The 22,837-nt window shown below is 71.2% G+C and carries 23 protein-coding genes; 12 read left to right on the plus strand and 11 right to left on the minus strand.

Annotated elements, in window-relative coordinates:
- Positions 1 to 84: 84 nt before the first annotated feature.
- A complete protein-coding gene (locus tag AB0C28_RS43635; RefSeq protein WP_358081700.1) occupies positions 85 to 1,869 on the plus strand; it encodes a PA14 domain-containing protein in 1,785 nt (594 codons plus the stop codon).
- A gap of 211 nt (positions 1,870 to 2,080) precedes the next feature.
- On the opposite strand, the gene AB0C28_RS43640 is transcribed toward AB0C28_RS43635, so the two are convergent.
- Both AB0C28_RS43640 and AB0C28_RS43645 read right to left on the minus strand, forming a co-directional pair.
- The gene (locus AB0C28_RS43640) at positions 2,081 to 2,293 is read right to left on the minus strand and encodes a hypothetical protein (protein ID WP_346109955.1); all 213 of its coding nucleotides are present in this window, start codon (positions 2,291 to 2,293) and stop codon (positions 2,081 to 2,083) included.
- A gap of 298 nt (positions 2,294 to 2,591) precedes the next feature.
- Positions 2,592 to 3,224, minus strand: a complete 633-nt coding sequence (locus AB0C28_RS43645; protein WP_358081703.1) for a TetR/AcrR family transcriptional regulator C-terminal domain-containing protein — start codon at positions 3,222 to 3,224, stop codon at positions 2,592 to 2,594.
- 69 nt (positions 3,225 to 3,293) lie between these two features.
- Between AB0C28_RS43645 and AB0C28_RS43650 the strand changes: the two genes are divergently transcribed.
- Positions 3,294 to 4,253: a hypothetical protein gene (locus AB0C28_RS43650; RefSeq protein WP_358081706.1), complete on the plus strand. Its 960-nt coding sequence runs from the start codon at positions 3,294 to 3,296 to the stop codon at positions 4,251 to 4,253.
- A 24-nt stretch (positions 4,254 to 4,277) separates the two neighbouring features.
- The gene (locus tag AB0C28_RS43655; protein WP_358081708.1) at positions 4,278 to 5,498 is read left to right on the plus strand and encodes an FAD-dependent monooxygenase; all 1,221 of its coding nucleotides are present in this window, start codon (positions 4,278 to 4,280) and stop codon (positions 5,496 to 5,498) included.
- A gap of 66 nt (positions 5,499 to 5,564) precedes the next feature.
- Here AB0C28_RS43655 and AB0C28_RS43660 read toward each other — a convergent pair whose 3' ends face one another.
- A complete protein-coding gene (locus AB0C28_RS43660; RefSeq protein ID WP_358081710.1) occupies positions 5,565 to 6,077 on the minus strand; it encodes an N-acetyltransferase in 513 nt (170 codons plus the stop codon).
- Positions 6,078 to 6,392: 315 nt separating this feature from the next.
- Here AB0C28_RS43660 and AB0C28_RS43665 point away from each other — a divergent pair, with 315 nt between their 5' ends.
- Complete coding sequence (locus AB0C28_RS43665; RefSeq protein WP_357861389.1) at positions 6,393 to 6,752, plus strand: helix-turn-helix transcriptional regulator; 360 nt, start codon at positions 6,393 to 6,395, stop codon at positions 6,750 to 6,752.
- 95 nt (positions 6,753 to 6,847) lie between these two features.
- On the opposite strand, the gene AB0C28_RS43670 is transcribed toward AB0C28_RS43665, so the two are convergent.
- The 5 genes from AB0C28_RS43670 to AB0C28_RS43690 are packed head-to-tail and all read right to left on the minus strand — an operon-like array spanning position 6,848 to position 10,819.
- Positions 6,848 to 7,438 (minus strand): ATP-dependent Clp protease proteolytic subunit, encoded by a 591-nt coding sequence (locus tag AB0C28_RS43670; protein WP_346109961.1) that lies wholly within the window; start codon positions 7,436 to 7,438, stop codon positions 6,848 to 6,850.
- On the minus strand, positions 7,435 to 8,061 hold the full coding sequence (locus AB0C28_RS43675; RefSeq protein WP_357861386.1) for an ATP-dependent Clp protease proteolytic subunit: 627 nt from the start codon (positions 8,059 to 8,061) through the stop codon (positions 7,435 to 7,437). Before AB0C28_RS43675 ends, AB0C28_RS43670 begins: the two co-directional genes overlap by 4 nt.
- A 7-nt stretch (positions 8,062 to 8,068) precedes the next feature.
- A complete protein-coding gene (locus AB0C28_RS43680) occupies positions 8,069 to 8,821 on the minus strand; it encodes a hypothetical protein (protein ID WP_357861383.1) in 753 nt (250 codons plus the stop codon).
- Between the two features lie 2 nt (positions 8,822 to 8,823).
- A complete protein-coding gene (locus AB0C28_RS43685) occupies positions 8,824 to 10,107 on the minus strand; it encodes a hypothetical protein (RefSeq protein WP_358081712.1) in 1,284 nt (427 codons plus the stop codon).
- Between the two features lie 52 nt (positions 10,108 to 10,159).
- Positions 10,160 to 10,819, minus strand: coding sequence for a hypothetical protein (locus AB0C28_RS43690; RefSeq protein ID WP_357861377.1), 660 nt, complete (start codon positions 10,817 to 10,819; stop codon positions 10,160 to 10,162).
- Between the two features lie 196 nt (positions 10,820 to 11,015).
- Between AB0C28_RS43690 and AB0C28_RS43695 the strand changes: the two genes are divergently transcribed.
- The 4 genes from AB0C28_RS43695 to AB0C28_RS43710 all read left to right on the plus strand — a co-directional run bounded on the left by AB0C28_RS43695 (position 11,016) and on the right by AB0C28_RS43710 (position 15,854).
- Positions 11,016 to 12,998, plus strand: coding sequence for a histidine kinase (locus AB0C28_RS43695; RefSeq protein ID WP_358081714.1), 1,983 nt, complete (start codon positions 11,016 to 11,018; stop codon positions 12,996 to 12,998).
- Positions 12,995 to 13,651 carry a response regulator transcription factor gene (locus AB0C28_RS43700; protein WP_358081716.1) on the plus strand — a complete coding sequence of 219 codons (657 nt, stop codon included), beginning with the start codon at positions 12,995 to 12,997 and terminating at the stop codon, positions 13,649 to 13,651. Before AB0C28_RS43695 ends, AB0C28_RS43700 begins: the two co-directional genes overlap by 4 nt.
- Before the next feature lie 146 nt (positions 13,652 to 13,797).
- A complete protein-coding gene (locus AB0C28_RS43705) occupies positions 13,798 to 15,063 on the plus strand; it encodes a serine hydrolase domain-containing protein (protein ID WP_358081718.1) in 1,266 nt (421 codons plus the stop codon).
- Positions 15,060 to 15,854, plus strand: coding sequence for a cytochrome P450 (locus tag AB0C28_RS43710; RefSeq protein WP_358081721.1), 795 nt, complete (start codon positions 15,060 to 15,062; stop codon positions 15,852 to 15,854). Before AB0C28_RS43705 ends, AB0C28_RS43710 begins: the two co-directional genes overlap by 4 nt.
- A 3-nt stretch (positions 15,855 to 15,857) precedes the next feature.
- Here AB0C28_RS43710 and AB0C28_RS43715 read toward each other — a convergent pair whose 3' ends face one another.
- Positions 15,858 to 16,454 (minus strand): TetR/AcrR family transcriptional regulator, encoded by a 597-nt coding sequence (locus AB0C28_RS43715; protein WP_358081724.1) that lies wholly within the window; start codon positions 16,452 to 16,454, stop codon positions 15,858 to 15,860.
- A 93-nt stretch (positions 16,455 to 16,547) separates the two neighbouring features.
- On the minus strand, positions 16,548 to 17,162 hold the full coding sequence (locus tag AB0C28_RS43720; RefSeq protein ID WP_358081726.1) for a hypothetical protein: 615 nt from the start codon (positions 17,160 to 17,162) through the stop codon (positions 16,548 to 16,550).
- Positions 17,163 to 17,501: 339 nt separating this feature from the next.
- Between AB0C28_RS43720 and AB0C28_RS43725 the strand changes: the two genes are divergently transcribed.
- Positions 17,502 to 18,602: a hypothetical protein gene (locus AB0C28_RS43725; RefSeq protein ID WP_358081729.1), complete on the plus strand. Its 1,101-nt coding sequence runs from the start codon at positions 17,502 to 17,504 to the stop codon at positions 18,600 to 18,602.
- Positions 18,603 to 18,658: 56 nt separating this feature from the next.
- Here AB0C28_RS43725 and AB0C28_RS43730 read toward each other — a convergent pair whose 3' ends face one another.
- The gene (locus AB0C28_RS43730) at positions 18,659 to 19,495 is read right to left on the minus strand and encodes an alpha/beta fold hydrolase (protein ID WP_357861353.1); all 837 of its coding nucleotides are present in this window, start codon (positions 19,493 to 19,495) and stop codon (positions 18,659 to 18,661) included.
- Between the two features lie 455 nt (positions 19,496 to 19,950).
- Between AB0C28_RS43730 and AB0C28_RS43735 the strand changes: the two genes are divergently transcribed.
- The 3 genes from AB0C28_RS43735 to AB0C28_RS43745 all read left to right on the plus strand — a co-directional run bounded on the left by AB0C28_RS43735 (position 19,951) and on the right by AB0C28_RS43745 (position 22,749).
- Entirely contained in the window at positions 19,951 to 21,339 is a 1,389-nt protein-coding gene (locus AB0C28_RS43735) for a serine/threonine-protein kinase (RefSeq protein ID WP_357861350.1), read from the plus strand.
- A gap of 113 nt (positions 21,340 to 21,452) precedes the next feature.
- Positions 21,453 to 22,229: a phosphotransferase gene (locus tag AB0C28_RS43740; RefSeq protein ID WP_358081732.1), complete on the plus strand. Its 777-nt coding sequence runs from the start codon at positions 21,453 to 21,455 to the stop codon at positions 22,227 to 22,229.
- Between the two features lie 253 nt (positions 22,230 to 22,482).
- A complete protein-coding gene (locus AB0C28_RS43745) occupies positions 22,483 to 22,749 on the plus strand; it encodes a hypothetical protein (RefSeq protein ID WP_358081734.1) in 267 nt (88 codons plus the stop codon).
- Positions 22,750 to 22,837 lie beyond the last annotated feature (88 nt).

The following is a 22,837-nucleotide window of genomic DNA, read 5'->3' on the forward strand; positions in this document are numbered from 1 at the left end:
CACCCCCTCCACGCCCAGGTAACCACCCCGTAACGATCTCTATGCCATGATCATCCAACATCTCGAATCTGCGATGGGAGCACGATGATCGCTTTAGCCGGCCGCCTGCTGCGCGCCGTCCTCGCAGGCGGTTTGGCCGTCGCCGTCGCGACCTCCCCGGCCTACGCCCAGGAGCGGGCCGCCGCGCCGGCGTCCGTCTCGGTCGACTTCACCAAGCCGGTCCGTACGCTGTCCGCCACCGACTACGGCATCGGCATCACGGGGTACGGCAACCAGTCGTACATCACCAACGACGCCCGGCACCGAGAGCTCATCCGCAGGCTCGGCCCCGGCCGGATGCGCATCGAGCTGCACTACGAGGTGCCCGGCGACCACGACAGCCCGATCGTCTGCGGCGGCTTCTTCTGCGACACCAAGATCACCGGCGACGCCTGGATCACCGCCATCCGCGACCTGGGCGCCGAGCCGGTCATCATCCTGCCGGTGGACGCCCGCCAGAGCGCCGAGGTCAACCGGGACGACGCGGTCGCGCTCTACGAGCACTTCGCCGCCACGGGCGACCCGGTGCGGCGATTCATCGTGGGGAACGAGACCGACTGCAGCTGCGTGCCGGGCAAGCCGGAGATCCCGGCCGCCGAGTACAGCAGGCGCTTCAACCTGATCGCCGACGCCCTGCGCGCGAAGGACCCGGCTGTGCGGCTCGGCGGCCCCGCCACGTCGTCGAACAAGCTCGACTATCTGCGTACGTTCCTCACCGTGTCGGGTGACCGCGTCGACTTCCTCGACTACCACGACTACGGCAGCGGCAACGACGCCGTCACCGACGAGCAGCTGCTCGGCCCGGTCATCCGCCAGTACGAGACCGACCTGAAGGAGGTGGCCGCGCTCGCCAGGTCGATCCTCGGCCACGAGATCGACCTGCAGATCGGCGAGTTCAACTCCGACTGGCAGGACGACGACGGCCACCGTACGCTGACGCACTTCAACACGCTGTGGGGCGCGGCGGCGCTCGGCCAGATCCTGCACGCGGGGGCGGCCGCCTACCAGTACGGCGACAAGAACGGCCAGCTCGGCCTGACCAGCACCGACGGCGAGGGCGGAGTGCCGCGCAACGAGCCGCTGCCCATCTACCACGGCATCGGCATGTTCACCGGCGAAGAACTGTTCCGGCCGTTCGGCGCCACAATGGTGACGGCGACGTCCGACGACGACGCGCTGCACGTGTTCGCCTCCGACGCGGCCAAGAACATCGTCCTGGTCAACGTCGGCGACGAGCCGCTGCCCACCACGCTGTCGTTCACCGGCCTGACCGCCGCCACGGCCGCCGTCTGGCGCAGCACCTCCGACGCGTGGGCCCCGCACCGCGCCGGCTCCGCCACCGTCGCGGGCGGCGCCACCACGCTCACCCTGCCCGCCGCCTCGGTCACGACCCTGGTCGTCGAGGAGGAGGGCCTGAACGCCACCTACTTCGACAACGCCGACCTGACCAACCCCAAGGTGACCCGCGTCGACCCCAACGTCGACTTCGACTGGGGGTCCGCCTCCCCTGACCCGGCCCTGGAGCCGGACACGTTCAGCGTGCGGTGGACGGGCAAGGTGATCGCCGACCGCGCCGAGACGTACACCTTCATCACCACCAGCGACGACGGCGTCCGCCTCTGGGTGGACGGGACGCTGCTCGTGGACAACTGGACCGACCACTCCAAGCGGGAGGACACCGGGCAGATCGCCCTGACGGCGGGGGCGCACGACATCAGGATGGAGTTCTACGACGGCGGCTTCGACGCCATCGCCCAGCTCCACTGGTCGAGCCCCAGCATCGTGCGCCAGGTCGTCCCGAAGGAGAAACTCCGCACCGGAGCGGCCTGACGAGCCGGCACGTGAACGGCCCCCGGCGTGAGCTGTTCAGCCCCTCGCGCCGGGGTCACACTGTTGCCCATGAGCGATCCACGTCTCCGGATCGAGCGCGTGGGCCGACGTCCTGAGCGACCCAGTGGACATCGTCCCCCATTTCGAGAGGGACTCGGTGCGAGCATTCACTCCGAAACCAGCTCTCCTGAGCTGAGCCGCGCAGAGGTCATCAGAGGGAGTCGAGCCGCTTGCTCCCCTTGTCCGTCAGCGACGCCAGGTGCACCGCCACGCCGAAGGTGGTGAACCCCTCCCTGGCCGCCCGCGTGAACTCCGTGATCACCGCGTCGGACGGGTATTGCTTGACCAGGACGTCGTAAGCGGCGAATCCGTTGTCGCGGATGGCGGCGAGGACCACGTCCGTGTTCAGCTCAGCGTGTGCCACGATCTCCTCCAGCAGGTCACCTTGCCTTTCACAGTCCCACCAACTCCGGCGGCTGTCACCACCGGGAACCTTCGGCCTTCCCGCGCCCGCAAGTGATCGTCAAGCGCTTCTTGATCCGGCCTCCCTATGGTGCGGACATGCCCAACATCGGTGTCCCGGAACTGGTCTTCGCCTTCATCATCCCCGCGGCTGTGCTCTGGATCGTCATCTACACCGCCGTACGCGCGGCGCTCCGCCACAGCAAGTGACGCAAGGGCCGGGCCGTCACCGCGGCCCGGCCACCAGCACGGACGAACCGTCAGGGCAGCCGGGCCGCCAGCCCGTCGAGGACGACGCCGAGTTGCCGTTCGAACCTCTGGTCCCCGTCGTCGCGCAGATGCCCCGCCGCCTTGACCAGCTCGGCGCCTTCCCCCAGCCACGCGTCCCGCTCGGCGAGCGAGTAGCGGTCCGGGTCGCCGCCTGACTGGCCGCGTTCCTGCTCCTCGATCACGAAGCCGACCACGAACGCGGTGACCAGGTCGAGGGTGTCGTCCGCCTCGGCCAGCGAGAACCCGGCCCCCGTCAGGCGTTCGAGCCAGCGTTCCTTCGCCTTCACCACGTCGGGGTCGGAGAAGCGGGTGCCGCTGAAGATGCGCGCCCCGTCGCGGTGCCGCAGGTATTCGGAGCGCAGGACGCGGCCGTAGGCGGCCACGTCGTCACGCCAGCCCGCGCCGGGCGCGATCTCGGAGAGGGCGTCGGTGACGCGGCGCATGACGAACGTGCTCATCTCGTCGAGCAGTTCCTGCTTGTTGCGGACGTGCCAGTAGAGCGCCGGGGCTCCCACGCCGAGCCGGGACGCGAGCGCGCGGACGGTGAGCGCGTCCATGCCCTTGTCGTTCAGCAGGTCGAGGGCCGCCGCCACGATCCGCTCCCGAGTGATGCCCTTCGCCACGGTTGACACCTTAACAAAGTTCAGGCACGGTTGGTGACGTCCGAATTGAACTTAGTTCAGGAGCGTGTCATGCGTGCTGCCGTCGTCAACTCCGCCGATGCGACACCCGTCTGCGCGGACTTCCCGGCCCCGCAACCACAGCCGGGCCGCCCCCCACTGAGCCTCGTGGGCGCCGGGCTGCACCACGTCGTCCGAGGCATGGCCACCGGCCGCCACTACCGCAGCGGCAAGGCGTTCCCCCTGGTCCCCGGCGTGGACGCCGTGGCCAGGACCGAGGACGGGCGGCTGGTCTACACGGGCCTGGCCCGGTCGCCCTGGGGCACGATGGCCGAAACGATGGTCACCCCGTTCGAGGTGGACCTGCCCGCCGGAGCCGACCCGCTCGCGGTCGCCGCCGGCATGAACCCCGCCTCGGCGGGCTGGATGCCGCTGGTCGCCCACCGCAGGGAGGCGGGCGAGCTCGGCACCGTGCTGGTGCTCGGCGCGACCGGCATGTCGGGCAGCCTGGCCGTACGGGCCGCGCTGGCGCTCGGGGCGAAGCAGGTCGTCGCGGCCGGACGCGACCGCGAGGCGCTGGAACGACTGAGCGACCTCGGCGCCGTCACCGTCCCGCTCGCGGACCCGGCGCCCAACACCATGAAGACCGCACTCGCCGCCACCCTCGCTGAGGCGCAGCCCTCGCTCATCCTCGACTTCGTGTGGGGCCCCGTGGCCGAGGCCGTCTTCACCGCGCTGAGCAGTGTCCGCCCGGACGACGAGAGCGCGGCGACGTCGTACGTCCAGATCGGCTCACTCGCCGGGACCGAGGCGGCACTGCCCGCGGCACTCCTGCGCAGCCGCCGGATCCGGATCACCGGCAGCGGAATGGGCTCGGTCTCCAAGGCCGAGATGATCGCCGAGTTCCCCGAGATGATCACCCGGTTCGCCGACGGCACCTTCGACGCGTCGTACACGACCTACCCGCTCAGCCGCGTCGGCGCGGCCTGGGCGCACCAGGGACGCACCCGCGCCGTCGTCGTCCCCGGCTGACCACTGAAGAGAGGAACGAACATCATGCGGAAACGCGCGTTGGTGGTCGGGCTCGGCATCGCCGGCATGTCCGCGGCGATCGGGCTGCGGCAGGCCGGCTGGCACCCGGTCATCGTGGAGAAGGCTCCGGAACGCCGGAGGGGCGGCTATTTCGTCGGTCTCATGCCCGAAGGCCGACAGGCCGCCGCCGACCTCGGCATCCGCGACCACCTGCACACCCGCAACCCGCCCGGCGGCGGAAAGGCGTGGTCGCTGAACCGGCGCGGGAACCTTGAGCCTGGCCTGGGGTTCCTGCACCAGCCCGGCGACCCGGCGGCGGTGGTCCGGGGCGACATCGAGGCCGCACTCTGGGAGGGCATCAGCGGGAACGGAACGGACGACCCCATCCCGGTGCACTTCGCCACGAAACCCGTGGAGATCGACGACACCGGCGCAGACGTCCGCGCCCTGCTCGAAGAAGCCGGCGTGTGGCGGCGCGAGCGCTTCGACCTGGTCGTCGGCGCCGACGGCATGCGGTCGAACGTGCGCCGCATGGTCTTCGGCCCGCCCGAGAACTACCTGACCGGGTGGAACGCGATGATCTGCGCGTTCCAGCTCAGGGAACAGGTGCCGTCGTTCGAGGAGGCGGACAGCATCATCAGCGCCCGGGCCGGCCGTGGGGCGTGGGTGTTCGGGTTCGCCGACCGGCCACCGACCGCCCTGCTGACCTACCGGACCGAGGACGTCGAAGGAGAGTTCACCGGATCCAGGATCGAACGGCTGCGCGCCGCGTTCTCCGACATGGACGACCCGGTGGTGCGGCACGCCCTGGACTCGCTGGAGGAGACGCCCGACTTCCTGTTCGACTCGGTGCACCAGGTGAAGATGCCCAGGTGGAGCCGGGGAAGGGTGGTGCTCGTGGGCGACGCGGCGTGGTGCCTGAACCTCTACTCGGGCATGGGCGCCACGTTCGCCCTCCGCGGCGGCGCCGAGCTCGGCCGTGAACTGCGGGCGAGCCCCGGCGATCTCGGCGCCGCACTGACCGCCTGGGAGTCACGGCTGCGCCCGTCCGTCGTCAGGCACCAGCACCTCGCCCGGGTGAAGCAGCAACTGTTCGTGCCGTCGAACCGCCCCGCCGAAGCCGTCCGCTCGGTGGTCGTCCGCCTCGCGTGCACGGTCCGGGAACGCAGGCTGGCCGATGCCCGTGCCGAGGCCCGTGCCGATGCCCGTGCCGAGGCCCGTACCGAGGAAGGAAGAGCGGCATGACGGTGACCGTCACCGAGGAGCCGTGGGACAGCACGGACGGCGTCCGCCTGCGGCCCGAGGTCGCGGTCAGACGCCGAACGGGGCGGGGTAGACGATGGAGCCGCCGTCCGGCGCCGGGGCCGCCGGGTCCAGGGTGAGCGCCATCATCGCCTCGTCGGGGACCTCGAACGGGGGACGGATGCCGTAGGCGGAGGCGGGCGTGAAGCCGAACCGCGGATAGTACGCGGGGTGGCCGAGCACCAGGACGAGGTTCTCACCCAGGTCGCGGGCGGCGGACAGCCCGGCGCGGATCGCGGCCGAGCCGGCGCCCTGCCGCTGGTGGCGGGGCAGCACTGCGCAGGGGGCCAGGGCGAGAGCGGGCGCGTCACCGACGTGGCAGCGGGTGAGCAGGGCGTATCCGGCGGGTCCTTCGGCGGTCGTGGCGACGATGGACAGGGCCGGGATCCAGGCGGGATCCTTGCGCAGGGCGTCGACGAGGTCGGCCTCCAGCGCGGTGGGGAACGCCGCCAGCAGGATCTCGCGGATCGCCGGAACGTCCTGTTCGGTCTCCGCGCGAGTGCTCCAGACGATCTGAGACATGGTGTGTCGGGCTTCCTTTAGCAACTTTTACGTATCTACGCGACCATAGCGGGCGTTAGATAGACACGCAAACGTAGCTACTGCTGGCGGGATGTCGATCATCCGGCCGTCCGGCGTCGGCGATACGAGCGGGCGTGGACCCGAGGAGGGTCGCGACCAGGCGAAGGAGGTCGACCGGAGGAGGCCGGGACATTGGCTCGCGGCCGGGCGGAGGAGGCGTGGGCAGAGGCTCGCGGCAGGGGGAAGGAGGCGGGGGGCGTTCCGCTCTACGCGAAGCAGGCGGCACGCGAACGCCCCGCCTGTCTATGGTGAATTATGGCCTCCACCATCCCGCCGCTGCGCCCAGCCATCGACAGGACCGTCCCCACGCCGTCGCCGGTCGGCGAGCCGCTGTGGCGGCACGTGCTCGGTGAGTGCCTGCGTGGCCTCCGTCACGAGCGGGGCGAGAAGCTGAGCGAGACGGCGAGCCGCGCCGGGGTCTCGCCGCAATATCTCTCCGAGATGGAGCGAGGCCTCAAGGAGCCGTCGAGCGAGATGATCGCCGCGGTCGCCGGCGCGCTGGACGTGACCCTGATCGATCTGACCCTCGCCGTCGCCGACAACCTGCGCTCCGCCCAGCACAGCACGTCGAGGGGCGCCACCTGCTCGGCCGCCGCGTACGCCCTGGCGGCGTAGCACGACCGGCTCGGCCTGCTCGACCGCTTACCGCCGCCGGCTCGGTCGCGTACGCCCTGGCGGCGTGACGCGACCGGCCGGGGTGGCGCGCGGGCTTACGAGTGCTCCTCGATGATCTGGTCGAGGAGCCCGTACTCCATGGCCGCGGTCGCGGTGAACACCCGATCGTGGTCGGTGTCGGCGCGCAGGGTCTCGATGCTCTGACCGGTGTGCCGTGACAGGATGCGCTCGATGTCGGCCCGTACGCGGACGACCTCGTCGGCCTGCAGGATGAGATCGGGGATCGCGCCCCGCCCCTGGGCGGCCGGCTGGTGCAGGATGACCCGCGCGTGCGGAAGGGCGGCCCGTTTCCCCTCGGCGCCCGCGGCGAGCAGCACGGCACCCACCGCGACGGCCTGTCCGACGCACGTCGTGGAAACGCGCGGCCGGATGTGCCGCATGGTGTCGTAAATCGCGAGCATCGCGCTCGGATCCCCGCCTTCGCAGTTGATGTAGAACTGAATTTCCGCGTCGGGGTTGTCCGACTCCAGGAAAATCAGCTGCGCGATGAGCGCATTCGCCACACCGGCGTCGATCGCGGTGCCCAGATAGACGATGCGCTCGGTGAGCAGGTGCGAATAAACGTCCATCACGCGCTCGCCGCGCGGATTCTGCGCGATGACGTTCGGGATCGTATAGGTGCTCACTGGCCGACTCCTTCGGTGACGCCGAATCCGGGACGGGGGCGATGCTGCGGCGCTATTTCGTCGAAGGTCTGCACGATCGCGTCGATGAAGCCGTAGTCGAGCGCCTCCTGCGCCGTGTACCAGCGGTCGTGCAGCGAATCCTCGAAGATGCGCTCGACCGGCTGGCCCGTGTCCTCGGCGATCAGGCCGAGCACGGTGTCACGCGTATGCCGCAGGTCACCGGCCTGCAACTCGATGTCGACCGCGGTGCCGCCGATGCCCGCCGACCCCTGGTGCATCAGAACGCGTGCGTGCGGCAGGGCACGACGCTTTCCCTTGGCCCCCGACGACAGCAGGAATTGCCCGGCGCTGTAAGCGATTCCCAGCACGAGAGTGGAAACGTCACAGGGAATGATGCGCATGACGTCGCGGATCGCCAGCATCGAGGGAACGGAACCGCCCGGGGAATGAATCCACAAAGCGATGTCGGCCGACGTGTCATGCGTGGCGAGCGCCATCATCTGCGTGGCCAGCAGGGTCCCGTTGTCGTCGTCGAGCGGGCCGTCGAGAACGAGAACTCGCTGCTCGTAGAGTTCGCGTCGCACCCGCGCGTTGAACAGGGGAAGTTTTGATTCTTCGCTCATGTGTCCATCATGTGAGGCGCTCAGACCCGAAGTCGACGCGATCCGCCTGGGGCGGATCTGCTGTGAGCAGATGGAAATTCCGGGCGGCCGGTTCAGCGCTTCCGGTCGTGCACGGCCCTGGCGACGGAATCCCGGTGGGGACGGGCCCGGACGGCGCGGGGTCGTCCGGAAGGCCCACCCACCGCAGAGCCAGAAGCAGCACGGCGAGCAGGGCCGCCGCCACCGCGATGCGGGCCACGGCCCGATGCCGCCCGGGGGTGGTCGTGTCGAGGGCGGATCGCAGCGGGAACGGCTTCGCCGCTTCGGTGGCGAAGCCGTTCTCGTTCGCCAGGAACGTCCGATAGACGGCCAGGGCGGTGATCAACGCCGTGCGGAGGTCGGCTTCGTCGGGTCTGATGGTGCGGGCGCGGGGGCAGACGAATCCGTAGAGGAGGTGCAGCGGGCGGCCGTGCTCGTCCCTGGGGGCGTCGGTCTGGCCGAGGTCGGCCGCGGAGACCTGGTGGGTGGCGTGGACGACGCTGATCGGCCGCCCGGAGGGGGTTTTCAGCTCGATGACGCCGGGCCGGTCGGGCGCAGCGCCGGGCTCGACGTGGTCGGCGAGCACAGTGTGGTCGCCGACGGCGAGGAGCGGCGCGGGCGCCAGGAGGGTGCGGTAACCGGCGCGGTGCCCGCGGCCGATCAGGAACGGCCATCCGTGGGCGTCCATCGTCTTCGGCCTTCCTTGGGCGTCCATCGTCTTCGGCCACCCTTGGGCGTCCATGGTCAGCTCCCCGACAGGCGGGAGCTGGGCAGCCGGCCTTCCAGCATGGCCGGTTTGGCGCGCATGTCCTGCAGCACCTGCCGCCGGACGTGGACGAACTCATCGACCCGCCGCTCCGCCTCGCCCGCGTGTGGACCGGGGATCGCCTGCTCCTGACCGGCGGTCAATGCGCGGGACTCGAAGAACATGCCCATGAGCACGTCGCCGGCGACGGCCGCGGGGGGCGGGCCGAGGGCGTACAGGAGGGCGCGTCCTGAGGTTTGAAAGGTCAGCATGGCGGCTGAGCGGAGGCGTTCCAGCGGGGTTCGCCAGAGGTGGCGGCGGGCCTCTTCGTCGAGTGCCGCGCGGAGTGTGGCGTCCAATCCCATCTCGGCCTGGTCGAACAGGTCGGGGACCACGGCCGAGAGCGGGACGTCGACGTAGGCGGGCCGGGCCTGGGCACTGCGGATCTTCACCACGTGGCCGGAGGTGTCCACGGAGGCGAAACCCGGCCCGACGGCGCTGACCGGGATGAGCCGGACCACACGCCGGTCGCTGTGCAGCCGGACCAGCGTGCGGAAGTGCTCGTTGGACATCAGCAGGTCGCGCACGAGGGCCAGCCGGGTGTTCTCGTCCTCGTGCAGGTGTGACAGCAGGTCCCATTTGGTGACCACGAAGCTGACCGGGCAGCTCGCGCCGATCAGGTGCGGGACGAGGATGTTCAGGGTGCGGTGCAGTTCCGTCCAGCCCTGCGGGTCGCCGTCCAGATGCTGGCGGATGCGTCCGCCGTCGATGATGCCCAGTAAGGCGTGGGCCGAGCGGACCTGGTCGAACAGCTCCGTATGCCGGCCGGACTCGGCCTCGGCGGCGTCGGTGAGCAGTTCGCCGGCGTACTCCAGCAGGTCCAGCCGGAGCACCTCGTGCACCGTGTCCCCGGCCCTGGCCTTGACCCCGAAGGAGAAGTGCCGGGTCTCGCTGGTGAACGTGCCCCGCGGCCACTGATCGGCCCGCGTGGTGTCGGCCATCTGCGCGAACCAGCCGGTCAACCTGGCCACGTCACCCTCCGCCGCCGACAGGTAGTAACTCTGCCGCGACGGCGTCTGCAGCTCGTTGAACATGCTGGCCAGCAGCAGCGTCTTGCCCGACCCCGGCAGACCCAGCGCCACCACCCGGAAGATGGGGACGGCCGCCCGGATCCCCGCCTCACCCGGCGGCGAACCGCCGTTCCGCCGCCTGCGCGAGCCGAGGAACGCCGTCAGGGTCGCCACGATCCCGGCCGTGAGGAAGATCCCGAGGAGAATGTCCATGGTCGTCACCGTTTCTCGATGAGGGACAGGGTCACGACGTCGCCCAGCCGGGTCATGACGTCGCCGAGCCAGGGCACGATGCCGCCGAGCAGGAACGGACCGTCGCCGGGCCGGGGCGGGCCGAGCGGGCCAGCCACGCCAGCGCCAGCCCGCTCAGCAGCCCGACCGGCGGGAACGGGCCGAGCAGCGACGCGACGCCGGCCAGGATCAGCAGGACGGCTGCGCCCTTCGGCATCGTCTGGCGGCGCCAGCCGAGCACGGCCAGCGTGGTGAAGCCGGCCAGGCACACCACACCCATGGGCACGAACAGCAGGTGCATCAGGACGGCCTGGTCCGCCACGTCCCTGAACTGCCGCGCGGGTAGCAGCCGGGCCAGGTCCGGGATCAGGCTGGCGTACGCCCAGGCCTGGACGGCGATGAGGCCGCAGCCTGTGGCGGCGAAGGTGAGCGCCCAGCGCGGCAACCGGGTCGCCCCGGCGAGCCCGCCGAGGGTGCTGGCCAGGACCAGGTGGGCCACCCCTGCCAGCAGGGATTCGGCGACGGTGAGCGGCGCGCGCTGCGCCTCGGCGTCGGTCAGGCCCGACAGCAGGAACAGGCCGGCGAGGTACCCGGCGGACGCGATCGCACCGACGAGGGCCGCCGCGGTGACGGCGGTACGGGTGCCGGTCCCCGGGGAGACGGACGGTGATGCGGTGCTGGAGGCGGTCGGCATGGCTGCTCCTCGGTCGGGGACGGTGGTTGTCCGGTTTCAGTGTGGGGAGCCGTTCTCGTCCGCACAGCGGCCGTGGGGCGGGTTCGTTCCTGCCGCCGTGCGGGTGAAGGCGGGCTCCCGTTCCGCCCTACGGGGGAACGGGGAATGCCCCCGCAGGGCTGATCCCACGCGAGCGCCTCGGCCGTACGCTGCTGATGTGAGCGATCTCGCAGCCGGCGGAGCGGCGACGCACGCGTGGCGACCGAGCGAGGCGCTGGTCGACGCGATCATCGCCGTGGCGCTGGCGGTGCTCGTGGTGATCAGCGTGACGGCACCGGAGCCGATCTTCACGCACGCCTACCGCCCGCCCAACGGCTGGACGGTCCTCCTCGGTCTCGCCGCGAGCCTGCCGCTGGCGGCCCGGCGCCGCCGGCCGCTCACCGTCTCACTGACGGTCACCGGAGCGATCCTGCTGCTGACGGCGCTGCGCTGGGCGCCGGGCATCACCCCGTTCTGCCATATGGCGGCGCTGTACGCGGTCGCCGCCTGGCGTGAGCGCCGCGCGGCGGCCGTCGGGCTGGGGGCCGCGTACGCGTCGATGGTGACCTTGACCGTGCTCGGCGCCCCGTCGTTCGACCATCCGCTGATCCTGGTCGACGTGCTCGCCCAGACCATCGCCTGGGGAACGGGCCGGGTGATGCGGCGGCGCCGCCAGCTCACGGAGGTCGCCCAGGCGAACGCCGTGGCCGCCGAGCGGGCCAGGGCCGTCACCGCCGAACGGGCGGTGCTGGCCGAACGGCTGCGCATCGCGCGTGAGCTGCACGACGTCGTCTCGCACACGCTCTCGGTCATCGCGGTGCAGTCGGGGGTGGCCCGCTACCAGAGGGAGGGCGCCGCCGACCCGGTGGCGTCGGCTCTCGGAGTCATCGAGCGAGCGAGCCGGTCGGCGCTGGACGACCTGCGCCGCATGCTCGGACTCCTGCGTGCCCGACCGGACCAGGACCCCGACCCGGCACTCGCCGCACTCCCCGCCCCGGCGCCGGCATGGGTGCGCGAGTGGGTGGTGGACCTCGCCATCGCCGTCGTGCTGGCCGTGCTGGGGCTCGTCATGGTCGTCTTCACCTATCCCGCCGCCGCCCAGCAGTACACCGAGCCGACCTGGTGGTCGGTGCTGTTGCTGCTGGCCGCGACGCTCTCGCTGGCGGTGCGCCGGCGCTGGCCGGTCGCGGTGCTGGTGGTGACCCTGGCCACGGGCGTCCTGACCGCCATCGGGGGCTGGGATTCCGACATGCCGTTCCTGTGCTCCTACGTCGCCGTGTACTCGGTGACCGCCTGGCGGTCGCTGCCGGTCGCACTGGGCGCGATGGTCCTGCACCTCGCCGTCGAGGCGGCGGGCGCGTTCGTGGACACGGCGCACTACGACCCGAGCGTGGACCCCACCGTGGCCGGCGTCCTGATCCCCTTCGGACTGGGGCTGATCGTCCGCCGGTGGCGGCGGCAACAGGACTCGGCCATGCGCCGCACCATCGAGGCGGAACGTGGTACCGCCCGCGCCGCTGAGCAGGCCGTCATCGCCGAGCGGCTGCGGATCGCCGAAGAGATGCACGATGTCATCGCGCACACCCTTTCGGCCATCAGCGTGCAGGCGGGCGTGGCCCGGCACGGTCTGGCCGGCCCGGACAACCCAGCCGGACCGGCGCTGGCCGCCATCGAGACGGCCAGCCGCTCCGCGCTCACGGACCTGCGCCGGATGCTCGGCGCGCTGCACGCGCAGCGGCCCGGCGAACCGGCCAGCCTGGCGCCCAGCCCGGGGCTCGACGAGATCCGGCTGCTCGCCTCGGCCCACCGCGCCGCCTGCGGCCCGATCGAGCTCACCGTCGATCCGGGCGTCGAGACGGCGCCGGAGAGCCTGCGCATGACCGCGTACCGCCTGGTCCAGGAGGCTCTGACGAACGTGCGCAAGCACGCCGCGGGGTCGGCGGCGGTGGTGCGGATCGTCCTGGACGGCCCCGACGTGGTCGTCCAGGTGGACAATGAGCCGCCGGCCGGGACGCCCGCGCCGGGCACGTCCTCCGGATTCGGGCTGGCCGGGATGCGGGAGCGGGTGGCCATGTTCGGCGGCACCCTCGATGCCGGAGCCGATGACCGAGGTGGATTCAGCGTACGCGCGGTGCTGCGAGCGGAAGGGGCGCCGGCATGAACGAGCCGGTACGGGTCGTCGTCGTCGACGATCAGGAACTGGTGCTGGCCGGGTTCGCGGCGCTGCTGTCCGGCGCCCCGGACATGACGGTGGTCGGCCAGGCCCGCCAGGGTGAGGAGGCGCTGCGCCTGGTCCGCGCGACCCGGCCGGACGTCGTCCTGATGGACGTGCGGATGCCGGTGCTCGACGGTATCGAGGCCACCCGCCGGATCAGGGCCGATCCCGGGCTGTCGGACACGCGCGTCATCATCCTGACGACGTTCGGGCTGGACGAGTACGTCTTCGGCGCGCTGCGCGCGGGCGCCGTCGGCTTCCTGCTCAAGGACACGCCGCCGGAGGAGCTGCTGCGTTCGGTACGCGTCGTCATGGCGGGAGAGTCGCTGCTGTCACCGTCGATCACCAGACGCCTGGTCGAGGTGTTCGCCACCGCACCGGCCCCCGCGCCGGCCCGGACCATGCCCGAGCTGACCGACCGCGAGACCGACGTCCTCGCGCTGGTCGCTCAGGGCCTGTCGAACGCCGACATCGCCGCCCGGCTGCAGATCGGCCCGGCCACGGTGAAGACGTACGTGAGCCGCCTGCTGACCAAGCTCGGCGGCACGGCCCGCGTCCATCTGGTGATCGCCGCCTACGAGTCCGGCCTGGCCTCGTAGGCCGCCCGGTCGCGGGCGCCGTGGAAACGCCGCGGGTGGCACGAAACGCCGGGGTGCCGTGGAACGCCGGCGTGCCGTGGAAACGCCCGGGAAACAAGGGTCGTGATTGTCTCCCTGTCGCATCCGTTCTCGTGACAGGAGATTCCATGGCATCACCGCACTCCTCGCCCCGCCACGGCCTCTCGCGCCGGACCACCCTCGGAGGGCTGCTGGGCGCGTTGCCGCTGGCGGCGGCCGCGCCGGGGGTCGCCGCGGCGAACACGTCGGTCCCGGCACAACCTGGCCAGGTCCCGCCGGGACTGCGTCCTGGAGGGGCCTTCGACCGGTACGTCAAGGAACTGGCCGACAAGGAGGAGTTCTCCGGCACCGTGCTGATCGCCCACCGGGGCCGTCCGGTCCTGGCCCGCGCCTACGGCTGGGCGGACAAGGAGAACCAGGTCCGCAACAGGATCGACGGCATCTACGCCCTGGCCTCCACGGCCAAGCTGTTCACCGGGCTGGCCGTAGTCCAGCTCGCCCAGCGGGGCAAGCTGGCGTTCCACGACCTGGTGGGCAAACACCTGGACGGCCTGCCGGCGCCGATGGCCGAGCGCATCACCGCGCACCATCTCCTGACGCACACCAGCGGGCTGGGCGACGCCCGGCGGCCCGGCGAGAAGCCGCCGCCGGAGAAGATTTACGACAGCTACGAAGCGCAGATGGCCGACTTCTGGGCGAGCCTGCGGACCTTCGAGCTGGAGTTCGCTCCCGGCACGAAGAAGGCGTACAGCAGCATGGGCTACACCTTGCTCGGCGAGCTCGTGGCCAGGGTCGCCGGCATGTCGTTCCAGGAATACGTCCGCCGGCACATCTTCCTGCCGGCCGGCATGAAGGACTCCGCCTACTACACGCGCCGCCAGTGGCTGACCGACCGGCGCATCGCGCATCCGTACATGTATCAGGCGGACGGCACGCGGGTGGACGCCGTCCGCAACCTCGACAAGGGCTCCGTGTACGGCGACGCCGGCCAGGGCAGCAACTCCGCCAGGGGCTGGATGGGTACGGGCGGCGGCAACGGCTTCGCCAGCGCCCCCGACCTGGTCCGGTTCGCGACCGCACTGCAGGCCGGGAAACTCGCCTCCCGGCCGTACACCGAGCTGTACGTGAACGGGAAGATCTCCGCCAAACCCATGAAAGAGGACCCCTCCGGCGGTTCCCTGCGCGGGGAGACCTTCCAGGCGTACGGGCCGATCGCCCCCACCTTCAACGGTCAACGCATCATCACCCACGGAGGCGGCGCCGGAGGCATCTCGACGAGCTGGTCCCTCTACCTCGACCTGGACTGGACGGCCGTCATCCTGAGCAACTACGACCTGCGGAGCATCGAGCCGGTCATCGACCTGGAACGCCGCCTGATCACCGGCGCACAGTGACTCCGGGAGCTCAGGTGCCGTCCGGCCGGCCGGGCCGGCCCGTCATGATCGCCGCGAGCCACGCCGCCGCCCGCGCCGTGCTCTCCCACCCCCGCTTCAGCGCCCGCGGCGACCTCAAGCGCAGCCCCATCCCCATGGGGCAGGCCGGTCTGGGCGAGGAGATGGCGCGGCCGGGGATGTTCATCCACTTGGACCCGCCGGAGCAGACCCGGTACCGGCGGCTGCTGACCCCGCAGTTCACGCTGCGCCGGATGCGCCGGCTGGAGCCCGGCATCGCGAAGATCACGGCGGTCCGGCTCGACGCCATGGAACGGCACGGCCCACCGGCCGACCTGGTGGAGCTGTTCGCGCTGCCCATCCCGTCGCTGGTCATCTGCGAGCTGCTCGGCGTCCCATACGCGGACCGCGACCGGTTCCAGCGCGACACCGCCGTGATCATGAGCATCGAGGCCACCCCCGACCAGGTCATGGAGGACGTCGAGATCGACGGCCAGGTGATCAAGGCGGGCGAGGTCGTCACCGTGTCCCTGCCGGCGGCGAATCGCGACCCGGAGCACTTCGACGACCCCGACGTGCTCGACCTCACCCGCCACGCCTCCGGCCATCTGGGCTTCGGCCACGGCGTGCACCAGTGCATCGGCCAGCAGCTCGCCCGCATCGAGCTGCGCATCGCCTGCACGGCTCTGTTCGAACGCTTCCCCGCGCTGCGCCTCGCCGTCCCCGCAGCGGAGGTGCCCATGCGCACCGACATGACCGTGTACGGCGTGCACCGGCTCCCCGTGACCTGGTGATGATCACGCACGAGCGTACGTCACCAGGGGCATGATGGCCCGGTCGAGGAACTCCTGGATGCGCTCCTCGCCGGGCGGCGTGCCCGTGTAGATGTAGTGCTGCAACATCAGGCTGCTCGCCACCTCGATCGGGATGGACGTGACGGCCTCGCCGGATATCTGCCCTCGCTCGGCGGCCCGTTCCAGCGCCGCCAGGAACAGGCGCTGGCGCGGGCGGACGATCTCGTCCACCACCGCCTCCGCGATCTCGGGATGGCGCCGGCGTTCGCCGGCCACCGTCAGCAGCACCTGGCCGGTTAGTCCGTCGAGCGAGGCGGACATGCGGCGGAGCATCACCAGGAAGTCCTCACGCACGTGACCGGTGTCCGCCGGCTGGTCGGGGACCGGCAGGGCGTGCCTGAGGGCGTCGATGACCAGGCCCTCCTTGGTGCCCCAGTGGCGGTAGATGGAGGTCTTCGCCGCCCCGGCGCGGGCCGCCACGCCCTCGATCGAGACCTCTCCGTAGCCGCGCTCCACGAGTTCGTCCAGCATCGCCTGGCGTACCGCCTGGAGCAGCACTTCGCGTCCGCGCCGCTTGGGACGAGCGGAGGTGTCGGTCACCCGCCCATCTTAGCGACGCCACAGTAGCTAAAAGGGTTTCCGGGACGCGGGCGACGGCTGCCGATCGGCCACCGCCCGCGTCGTGATCCCGGGTCACGCCCCCGGCAGGTAGCCGATCAGGGGCGCGTGGTCGGAGTACCCGTTCGGCGGGCCGCTGTCCGGCTCGTTCTCGGTGCGATCCATGAGCGACTGGTCGGCGTCGCACCAGGTGAAGCGCCGGCTCGTGCCGGTCTTGATGTTCTTGACCTGCTGGGCGCGGCGCGGATCCGCGGGGTCGGCGAGCACGTGGGTGGTGCAGATCCGGGTGCCGGCCCAGGTGTCGGTGCGTACGCACAGCGTCGGCAGGGTTTGCTTGCTCTGCCCGGTGGGATCGGACGGCAGCGTCTGCGTGACCGTGGTGTCGGTGATCTGCGCCTTCACCGCGATGCCGAGGCCGAGGTCGCCCGACAGCGAGCCACGGCAGTCGACCCGGCCGCCGGGGCGGGCGCCCTGCGCCCTGGCGAAGGACCAGCCGGGGCCGAGGGCCGCCTTCAGCAGTTCCAGGTGGCTGCCGGGGGCGCCGCCGCACACCTCCTGCAGCAGCAGCACGTTGGCCCGGTGCTTGGAGACGAGGCCGGCGATCTGCGCCACCTTCTTGTCGGGTTCGTTGCGGTACGGGCAGTAGCCGGCGTCGCCACGCTGCCCGCCCGCCTCACCGCAGATGTTCACGAGATGGCGCGGAGCTCCGTCGCCGCGGCGGCGGGCAGCGGCAGTAACGGCATGACCAGCGCCGCGGCCACGGCCGCCCAGAGGGGTTTCGCTCGTTCGATCATGGGGCCGAGCGTAGAGACGATCGCTTTAACCGCGCTATAGGGAGGGCTGGCGCTACTGGTTCCTGGCGCTCTCCGGAGGCGCCTCACCCCACGCGGCCTCGATCAGCCTGCTGACGGGCACGGGCCGACCGGCCGCCTCCGCGAACGCCACGTCGGCTTCCAGCCAGCCGCCCCAACATTTCCGTTTTTTTCGAATAGATCCTGACGCATCGCCCGATCCCGCTTTGATGCGCGTATGAGATCTCTCCGACAGGGCGCCTTACTGGCCGCGGCCACGGTCATGACGGCCGTGATCACTCCCGTGGCGGCGACGGCCGCGCCGGTCTCGTGCGAGGCGCCGGCCCGCGGCAGTACCGGTTACAACGACTTCGTGCTCTCGTACAAGTCCGAATGTGCCGCGAAGAAGAACTACGACCGGACGTTCTCGGACGTCACGGTGTCGACCCTGGTCGACAAGCGCAACAAGCTGTCGGTCACGACGTCCACGGCGCTGGCCGGCTCGATCGCGTCGGTCAAGGTGAACGACAAGGAGTTCATCTCCAGCGGCGGCCACGGCGCGGCCTTCCAGTACGCCTTCCACGCCTGGCAGCAGGGCGAGTCGCCGAGCGAGTGCTACAACCCCACGCAGGCCGGCGCCCGCAAGGACGACGACCGCCAGGCGCCGCCGTACCACGGCCCCAGCACCAGCGCGCTCTACACCATGGCCAAGTCCGGCGCCTCCATCCGCACGGCGGGCAGGCCCGCGTTCTTCGTCACCCTCGACGACCCGAAGCCGGGCTGGGGCGACTGCCGCGCCGCCGACCTCCAGCCCAAGAAGGTCCCGTTCACCATGGGCCTGTCGCCGTACTGGCTGCAGACCTCGATCGAACTCGCGCCCGACCACGACGTGCCCAAGCTGGAGAACGTCTTCCGCACCTCCGCCACGATCACCTCGGAGGACGAACGGCACGACCACTTCGACGGCGTCTTCGTCGCCTACCTGCAGCCGGACTTCACCAAGGTCTTCTCCTACAGCCTGGCCACCGGCCGCCTGTCGGCCAAGCCCGCCGACTCCCACACGAGCAAGGACCCCATGGTCCGCTGCACCGCGGACGGCGACTACTGCCTCGGCATGTACGTCCGGCCCGACGTGCTCGGGAGCAAGGCGTACTACTACACGATGTCCCGCCCACCGATGGACTACAACGGCCACTTCGGCGAGAACACCATCCAGGTCACCAGCCCGAGCGGGGCCATGGACAAGGGGGAGAAGGCCAGTTACGAGACGTACATCGTGGTCGGCAACAAGAGCCGCGTCCAGAGCACGATGACCCAACTCCACCGCGCCCTGCGCTAGGCGCTTCTTTGCCGGGCACGGCACGGAACCGGCCATCGGCGCTGGTGGCTCTCGCGTCAGCCGAGCGGGACGATGATCTCGGCCAGGTCGCCGGGCATGGAGAGGAACGGCGAGTGGGAGGCGTCGAGCGTGACGACGGAGGTCGGATTGTCGGGAAACGCCGCGTCGGCCTCAGCAATGAACATCGTCTGCACGGCCGGCGGAAGGGCCAGGTCACGCGTGCAGACGATGTACGTGCGCCGCACCGACCCCCAGCCGTCGTGCGTCAAGGTGGTGGTGCCCAGCATGATGCCGATCGGGCCGTCGGGCGTCAGTAGGCCGGTGGCGGCCTCGGCGAGGGCCGGGTCGACGTCGCCGTAGAACGCCTCGCGCAGCCGCCGCCGGTAGGCCGGGTCGTCCGTGGCGAAGTCGAGCCGCAGCGCGCCCGTCCGGGCCGGATCGCCGCGTAACAGCGGCGCGACCAGGCCGTCGGCGGCCTCGGGGATCCGCGTGTACGCCGCTGCGGACACGTCCGACGCCGGCATGTACGCGGTGAGGTACACCGCGTGCGCGACCAGTTCGGGCGTGCGCTGCGCCGTTCGCGTCAGCACCGGGCCGGCCGCGCTGTGGGCGACCGCCGTCACCGGCGCGCCACCGCCGATCCGCTTGATCTGCGCGGTCAGCAGGTCGGCCGCGTCGTCGAGACTCACGTCCGCCACGGGTGAGACCTCGGCTCCGACCGTCTCGGGGTCGTACGGCTGCCCGGTGAACCACCGGGGCCGGCGGGCGTACAGCCCGTGCCCCGCCATGTCCACCGCCACGGCCGGGCGTCCGGCGGCCACGACGTACGGGACGACTTCGCTCCAGCACCAGGAGCCGTGCCAGAAACCGTGGACCAACACCAGCGTGGACATGGATGCTCCCTGAGATGGCGCCTGTGTCGAGGCTCGTGGGATCGGGTGAACGGTGGCGGTCGCAGGCCGCGCCGGCGCTGGGCGGAGCGGCCCCGTGATCCATACTGCCCGCGCCGCGCACAGCGCCACGGCCACGCGACGAGCCCAGCTCCGCCGGGGGCGGGGGCGAGGACGGGTGCGGTGGCGGCCATGGTCACATGATGAGGTCCACGACCGCGCTTGTCCTGGGTGCGGTACTCCTAGCCTGCCGGGCAACCGGTCGCTGCCGGGCAACCGGTCGCTGCCGGGCAACCGGTCGCTGCCGAGCACACCCGGCGGCCCTTGTGTCGTCGCCGAAGTACGGCGCGACCCGGCTCCCTTTGCGGCATCGCCGACGTGGCCGTCGTTCCGCTGCCTTCAGCCTCTTCCGCTGAGAGGGTTGCATGAGCATCCGGTGATCGGGTAGGCCGGACGCTATGTCGGTTTCGCGGTGTGAAGGCTGGCTCCTGGCCGGACGCTACCGGCTCCAGGCCGAGTTGGGGCGCGGCGGCATGGGCCGCGTCTGGCGCGGCTATGACGAGGTGCTGGACCGCCCGGTCGCGGTCAAGGAGGTCACCCTCGACGAGCGGCCGCAGGCCGAACGCGAGCTGTTGCTCAGCCGCACCATGACCGAGGCCCGGCTGGCCGCCCGGCTCTCCCACCCGAACATCGCCACCGTCTACGACGTAGTGGAGGCCGACGAGCGGCCGTGGATCGTGCTCCAACTGGTCTCGGCTCCCACCCTGGCCAGGGTGCTGGCCAAGCGGGGGCCGCTGGCGCCCGTGGTGGTCGCCCGGATCGGGCTGCAGGTGCTGGACGCCTTACAGGCCGCGCACGCCGCCGGGGTCGTGCACCGCGACGTCAAGCCCGCCAACATCCTGCTGGACGCCGGCGAGAGCCACGCCGTACTCACCGACTTCGGCCTGGCCACCAGCGTGGAGCGGCCGGTGGACCTCACCGGGGTGGGCATCGTGGTCGGCACGCCCGCCTTCATCGCTCCGGAACGCGCCCGCGGCGGCCCGCCGACCCCGCTGACCGACCTGTGGTCGCTGGGCGTGACCTTGTACACGGCGGTGGAGGGACGCTGCCCCTTCGGCCAGGGCGGCGTGCTGGCCACGATCAGCGCCGTACTGACCGCCGAGCCGGCTCCGTTCGAGCGCGCGGGGCCGCTGGCTCCCCTGCTCACGAGCCTGCTGGCCAAGGACCCTGAGCAGCGCATCGGCACGCGCGCGGCTCGGCGGCAGCTTGAGGAGATCTGCGCCCCGCCGACCGACTTCCTGCCGCAGACCGGGGACGTGGTGCCACCCGCCGCACCCGACCCCGTCCCTTCGCCGTCAGCCGCACCCGACGTCACGCCCACCGCCTGGCCCGCGCCACCAGCCGAATCCGACGCCACGCCTTCAGCTGCACCCGGCACGGAGCGACGCGCCCAGATCCGGCATGTGGTCGTGGCGGCCGCGCTCACCGTCGGAGCACTGGCCGTCAGCTTCTGGCCGGAAGCCCCACCCGAGCCGCCCCCAGCCACACCCCAACCCACCGACCGACTCCAGGCCGCACCCACCACCACGGCCACCACGCCCGCCCCAACCCCAACACCGCAGCGGTCGTCACCTAAGTCCACCCCCACGGCGACGCCGACGACAACTCCCCCCAAAGTGCCCCAAGATCAGCAGCTCCCGACCAAGCGCCGCTCCACCACCGCCGCGCGCGCAACCTCCTCAGCCGACGTCTGGATCCCATCGGGCCAGGCCAAGAAGGCGACCAACATCCCACCCGGCCACAGCGACGGCCACCCCGGCAAAGGCAAGGGCAGAGGACGCCGCTGACACGAGGCCGCCCCCGTAGACGAGATCCCCCGCCCGATCCCGACCTGCCGCAAGCCCCGGACACCCCGAAAACCAGGTGCCATGACCGGCAGCCCAGGCGTACAAACGGTGTCATGGACGAGCAGCCCCTGACAGGCGGCAGGCATGTCGGCGCGGTACGCATCGGTGAGACCGTCCACCGGACCGCCAACCCGTGGACGCGCAGCGTTCACACCGTGCTGGCGCATCTGGAGAAGGTCGGGTTCGAGGGGGCGCCAAGGGTGCTCGGGTTCGACGAGCAAGGGCGCGAGGTGCTGACGTACCTGCACGGCGACACGATCGGCGAGCAGCATCCCTGGCCCGCGTGGCCGTGGACGGACCGCGCGCTCCAGCAGGTCGGGGTCTGGCTGAGGCGGCTGCACGACGCGACGGCGTCGTTCGTGCCCGAGCCCGACGCGGTCTGGTTCGTCGCCCGGCCGTGGCAGCCGGGGCTGGTCATCACGCACAACGACGCCTCTCCCTACAACGCGGTCTGGCAGGGCGACGACCTGGTCGGGTTCGTCGACTGGGACACCGCAGGCCCGTTCCCCCGGGAGCGCGACCTGGCCTACTGCGCGTTGACCTGGGTTCCGCTGCACGCCCGGCACGTCGTCACCGCCCAGGGATTCACCGCGTTCGACGACCGGCACCGGCGCCTGCACCTCCTGCTCGACGCCTACGGCTACGAGGGCGACCGCTCGACGTTCGGCGACGAGGTGGCCGATCGGGCGCTCAAGAACGCCGAGGTCATCCGCCGGCTCGCCGCCGGCGGCGAGCCCGCCCACCAGGCGCTCCTGCCGTTCGCCGCCAACCTCGAACAGGCCGTGACCGAACTCGAAGAACTACCGGCCTCCTTCTGGGTACGCGACTGAGCCCCCCGAGAGCGGGCCAGGGGAGCAGTACGCCGTCCTGCTGTCCGTCCGAGGTAGGCCGAAAGCCCTGTTTCATGTCGACCGGGGTCACGGTCATCTCGGGATGTTCCTGTTCGATGAGTACGCGCGACGCACCAGGGAGTGGGAATAGCGGCAGTTGGCGCCGGGACGGTTGCACCTGCGGCGCTATCAGGAGCGGCGCCACACCTCCGACGCCGCTGAGGAGTCCCCTGAACGCGGCTGGCGTTTCACGATGACCATCGATCCGGACGGCCGCGCCGAGCGGGTTCTGCGGAATGTCGGCGGGTCGAGTGCCACCGGAGTGAGCGTCCCGGTTGAGCACCGTTCGGTGGCCAAGGCGGAGTTCGGCGTGTGGACGGCGTACGTCGATGCGCGACTGCTCGGGCTGAGCGACCCGATCACCCTGGTGCCGGCCCCCGTACCGGTGGGTGGAAGGAACGGCTGCGAGCACGGCGCCCGGATGGTCCGCCCCGCAGCCGATGCGCCCCCGCAATCTTGAGGCGCTCTTCACCCCTGGCAGCCGCCTGGCCTCCGGCGACGGGCGGGTGGCGTTGATCACTGGGCCTGCCTACACGGGACGGCTCCGT

The sequence above is a fragment of the Nonomuraea sp. NPDC048892 genome, assembly GCF_040649735.1.
GTDB classification, from domain to species: domain Bacteria; phylum Actinomycetota; class Actinomycetes; order Streptosporangiales; family Streptosporangiaceae; genus Nonomuraea; species Nonomuraea maheshkhaliensis.

Coding starts and splice junctions, on each gene's coding strand:
- AB0C28_RS43635 (WP_358081700.1), top strand. CDS start 85: ATGATCGCTTTAGCCGGCCGCCTGCTGCGCGCCGTCCTCGCAGGCGGT.
- AB0C28_RS43650 (WP_358081706.1), top strand. CDS start 3,294: ATGCGTGCTGCCGTCGTCAACTCCGCCGATGCGACACCCGTCTGCGCG.
- AB0C28_RS43655 (WP_358081708.1), top strand. CDS start 4,278: ATGCGGAAACGCGCGTTGGTGGTCGGGCTCGGCATCGCCGGCATGTCC.
- AB0C28_RS43660 (WP_358081710.1), bottom strand. CDS start 6,077: ATGTCTCAGATCGTCTGGAGCACTCGCGCGGAGACCGAACAGGACGTT.
- AB0C28_RS43665 (WP_357861389.1), top strand. CDS start 6,393: ATGGCCTCCACCATCCCGCCGCTGCGCCCAGCCATCGACAGGACCGTC.
- AB0C28_RS43675 (WP_357861386.1), bottom strand. CDS start 8,061: ATGAGCGAAGAATCAAAACTTCCCCTGTTCAACGCGCGGGTGCGACGC.
- AB0C28_RS43680 (WP_357861383.1), bottom strand. CDS start 8,821: ATGGACGCCCAAGGGTGGCCGAAGACGATGGACGCCCAAGGAAGGCCG.
- AB0C28_RS43685 (WP_358081712.1), bottom strand. CDS start 10,107: ATGGACATTCTCCTCGGGATCTTCCTCACGGCCGGGATCGTGGCGACC.
- AB0C28_RS43690 (WP_357861377.1), bottom strand. CDS start 10,819: ATGCCGACCGCCTCCAGCACCGCATCACCGTCCGTCTCCCCGGGGACC.
- AB0C28_RS43700 (WP_358081716.1), top strand. CDS start 12,995: ATGAACGAGCCGGTACGGGTCGTCGTCGTCGACGATCAGGAACTGGTG.
- AB0C28_RS43705 (WP_358081718.1), top strand. CDS start 13,798: ATGGCATCACCGCACTCCTCGCCCCGCCACGGCCTCTCGCGCCGGACC.
- AB0C28_RS43725 (WP_358081729.1), top strand. CDS start 17,502: ATGAGATCTCTCCGACAGGGCGCCTTACTGGCCGCGGCCACGGTCATG.
- AB0C28_RS43730 (WP_357861353.1), bottom strand. CDS start 19,495: ATGTCCACGCTGGTGTTGGTCCACGGTTTCTGGCACGGCTCCTGGTGC.
- AB0C28_RS43735 (WP_357861350.1), top strand. CDS start 19,951: ATGTCGGTTTCGCGGTGTGAAGGCTGGCTCCTGGCCGGACGCTACCGG.
- AB0C28_RS43740 (WP_358081732.1), top strand. CDS start 21,453: ATGGACGAGCAGCCCCTGACAGGCGGCAGGCATGTCGGCGCGGTACGC.
- AB0C28_RS43745 (WP_358081734.1), top strand. CDS start 22,483: ATGACCATCGATCCGGACGGCCGCGCCGAGCGGGTTCTGCGGAATGTC.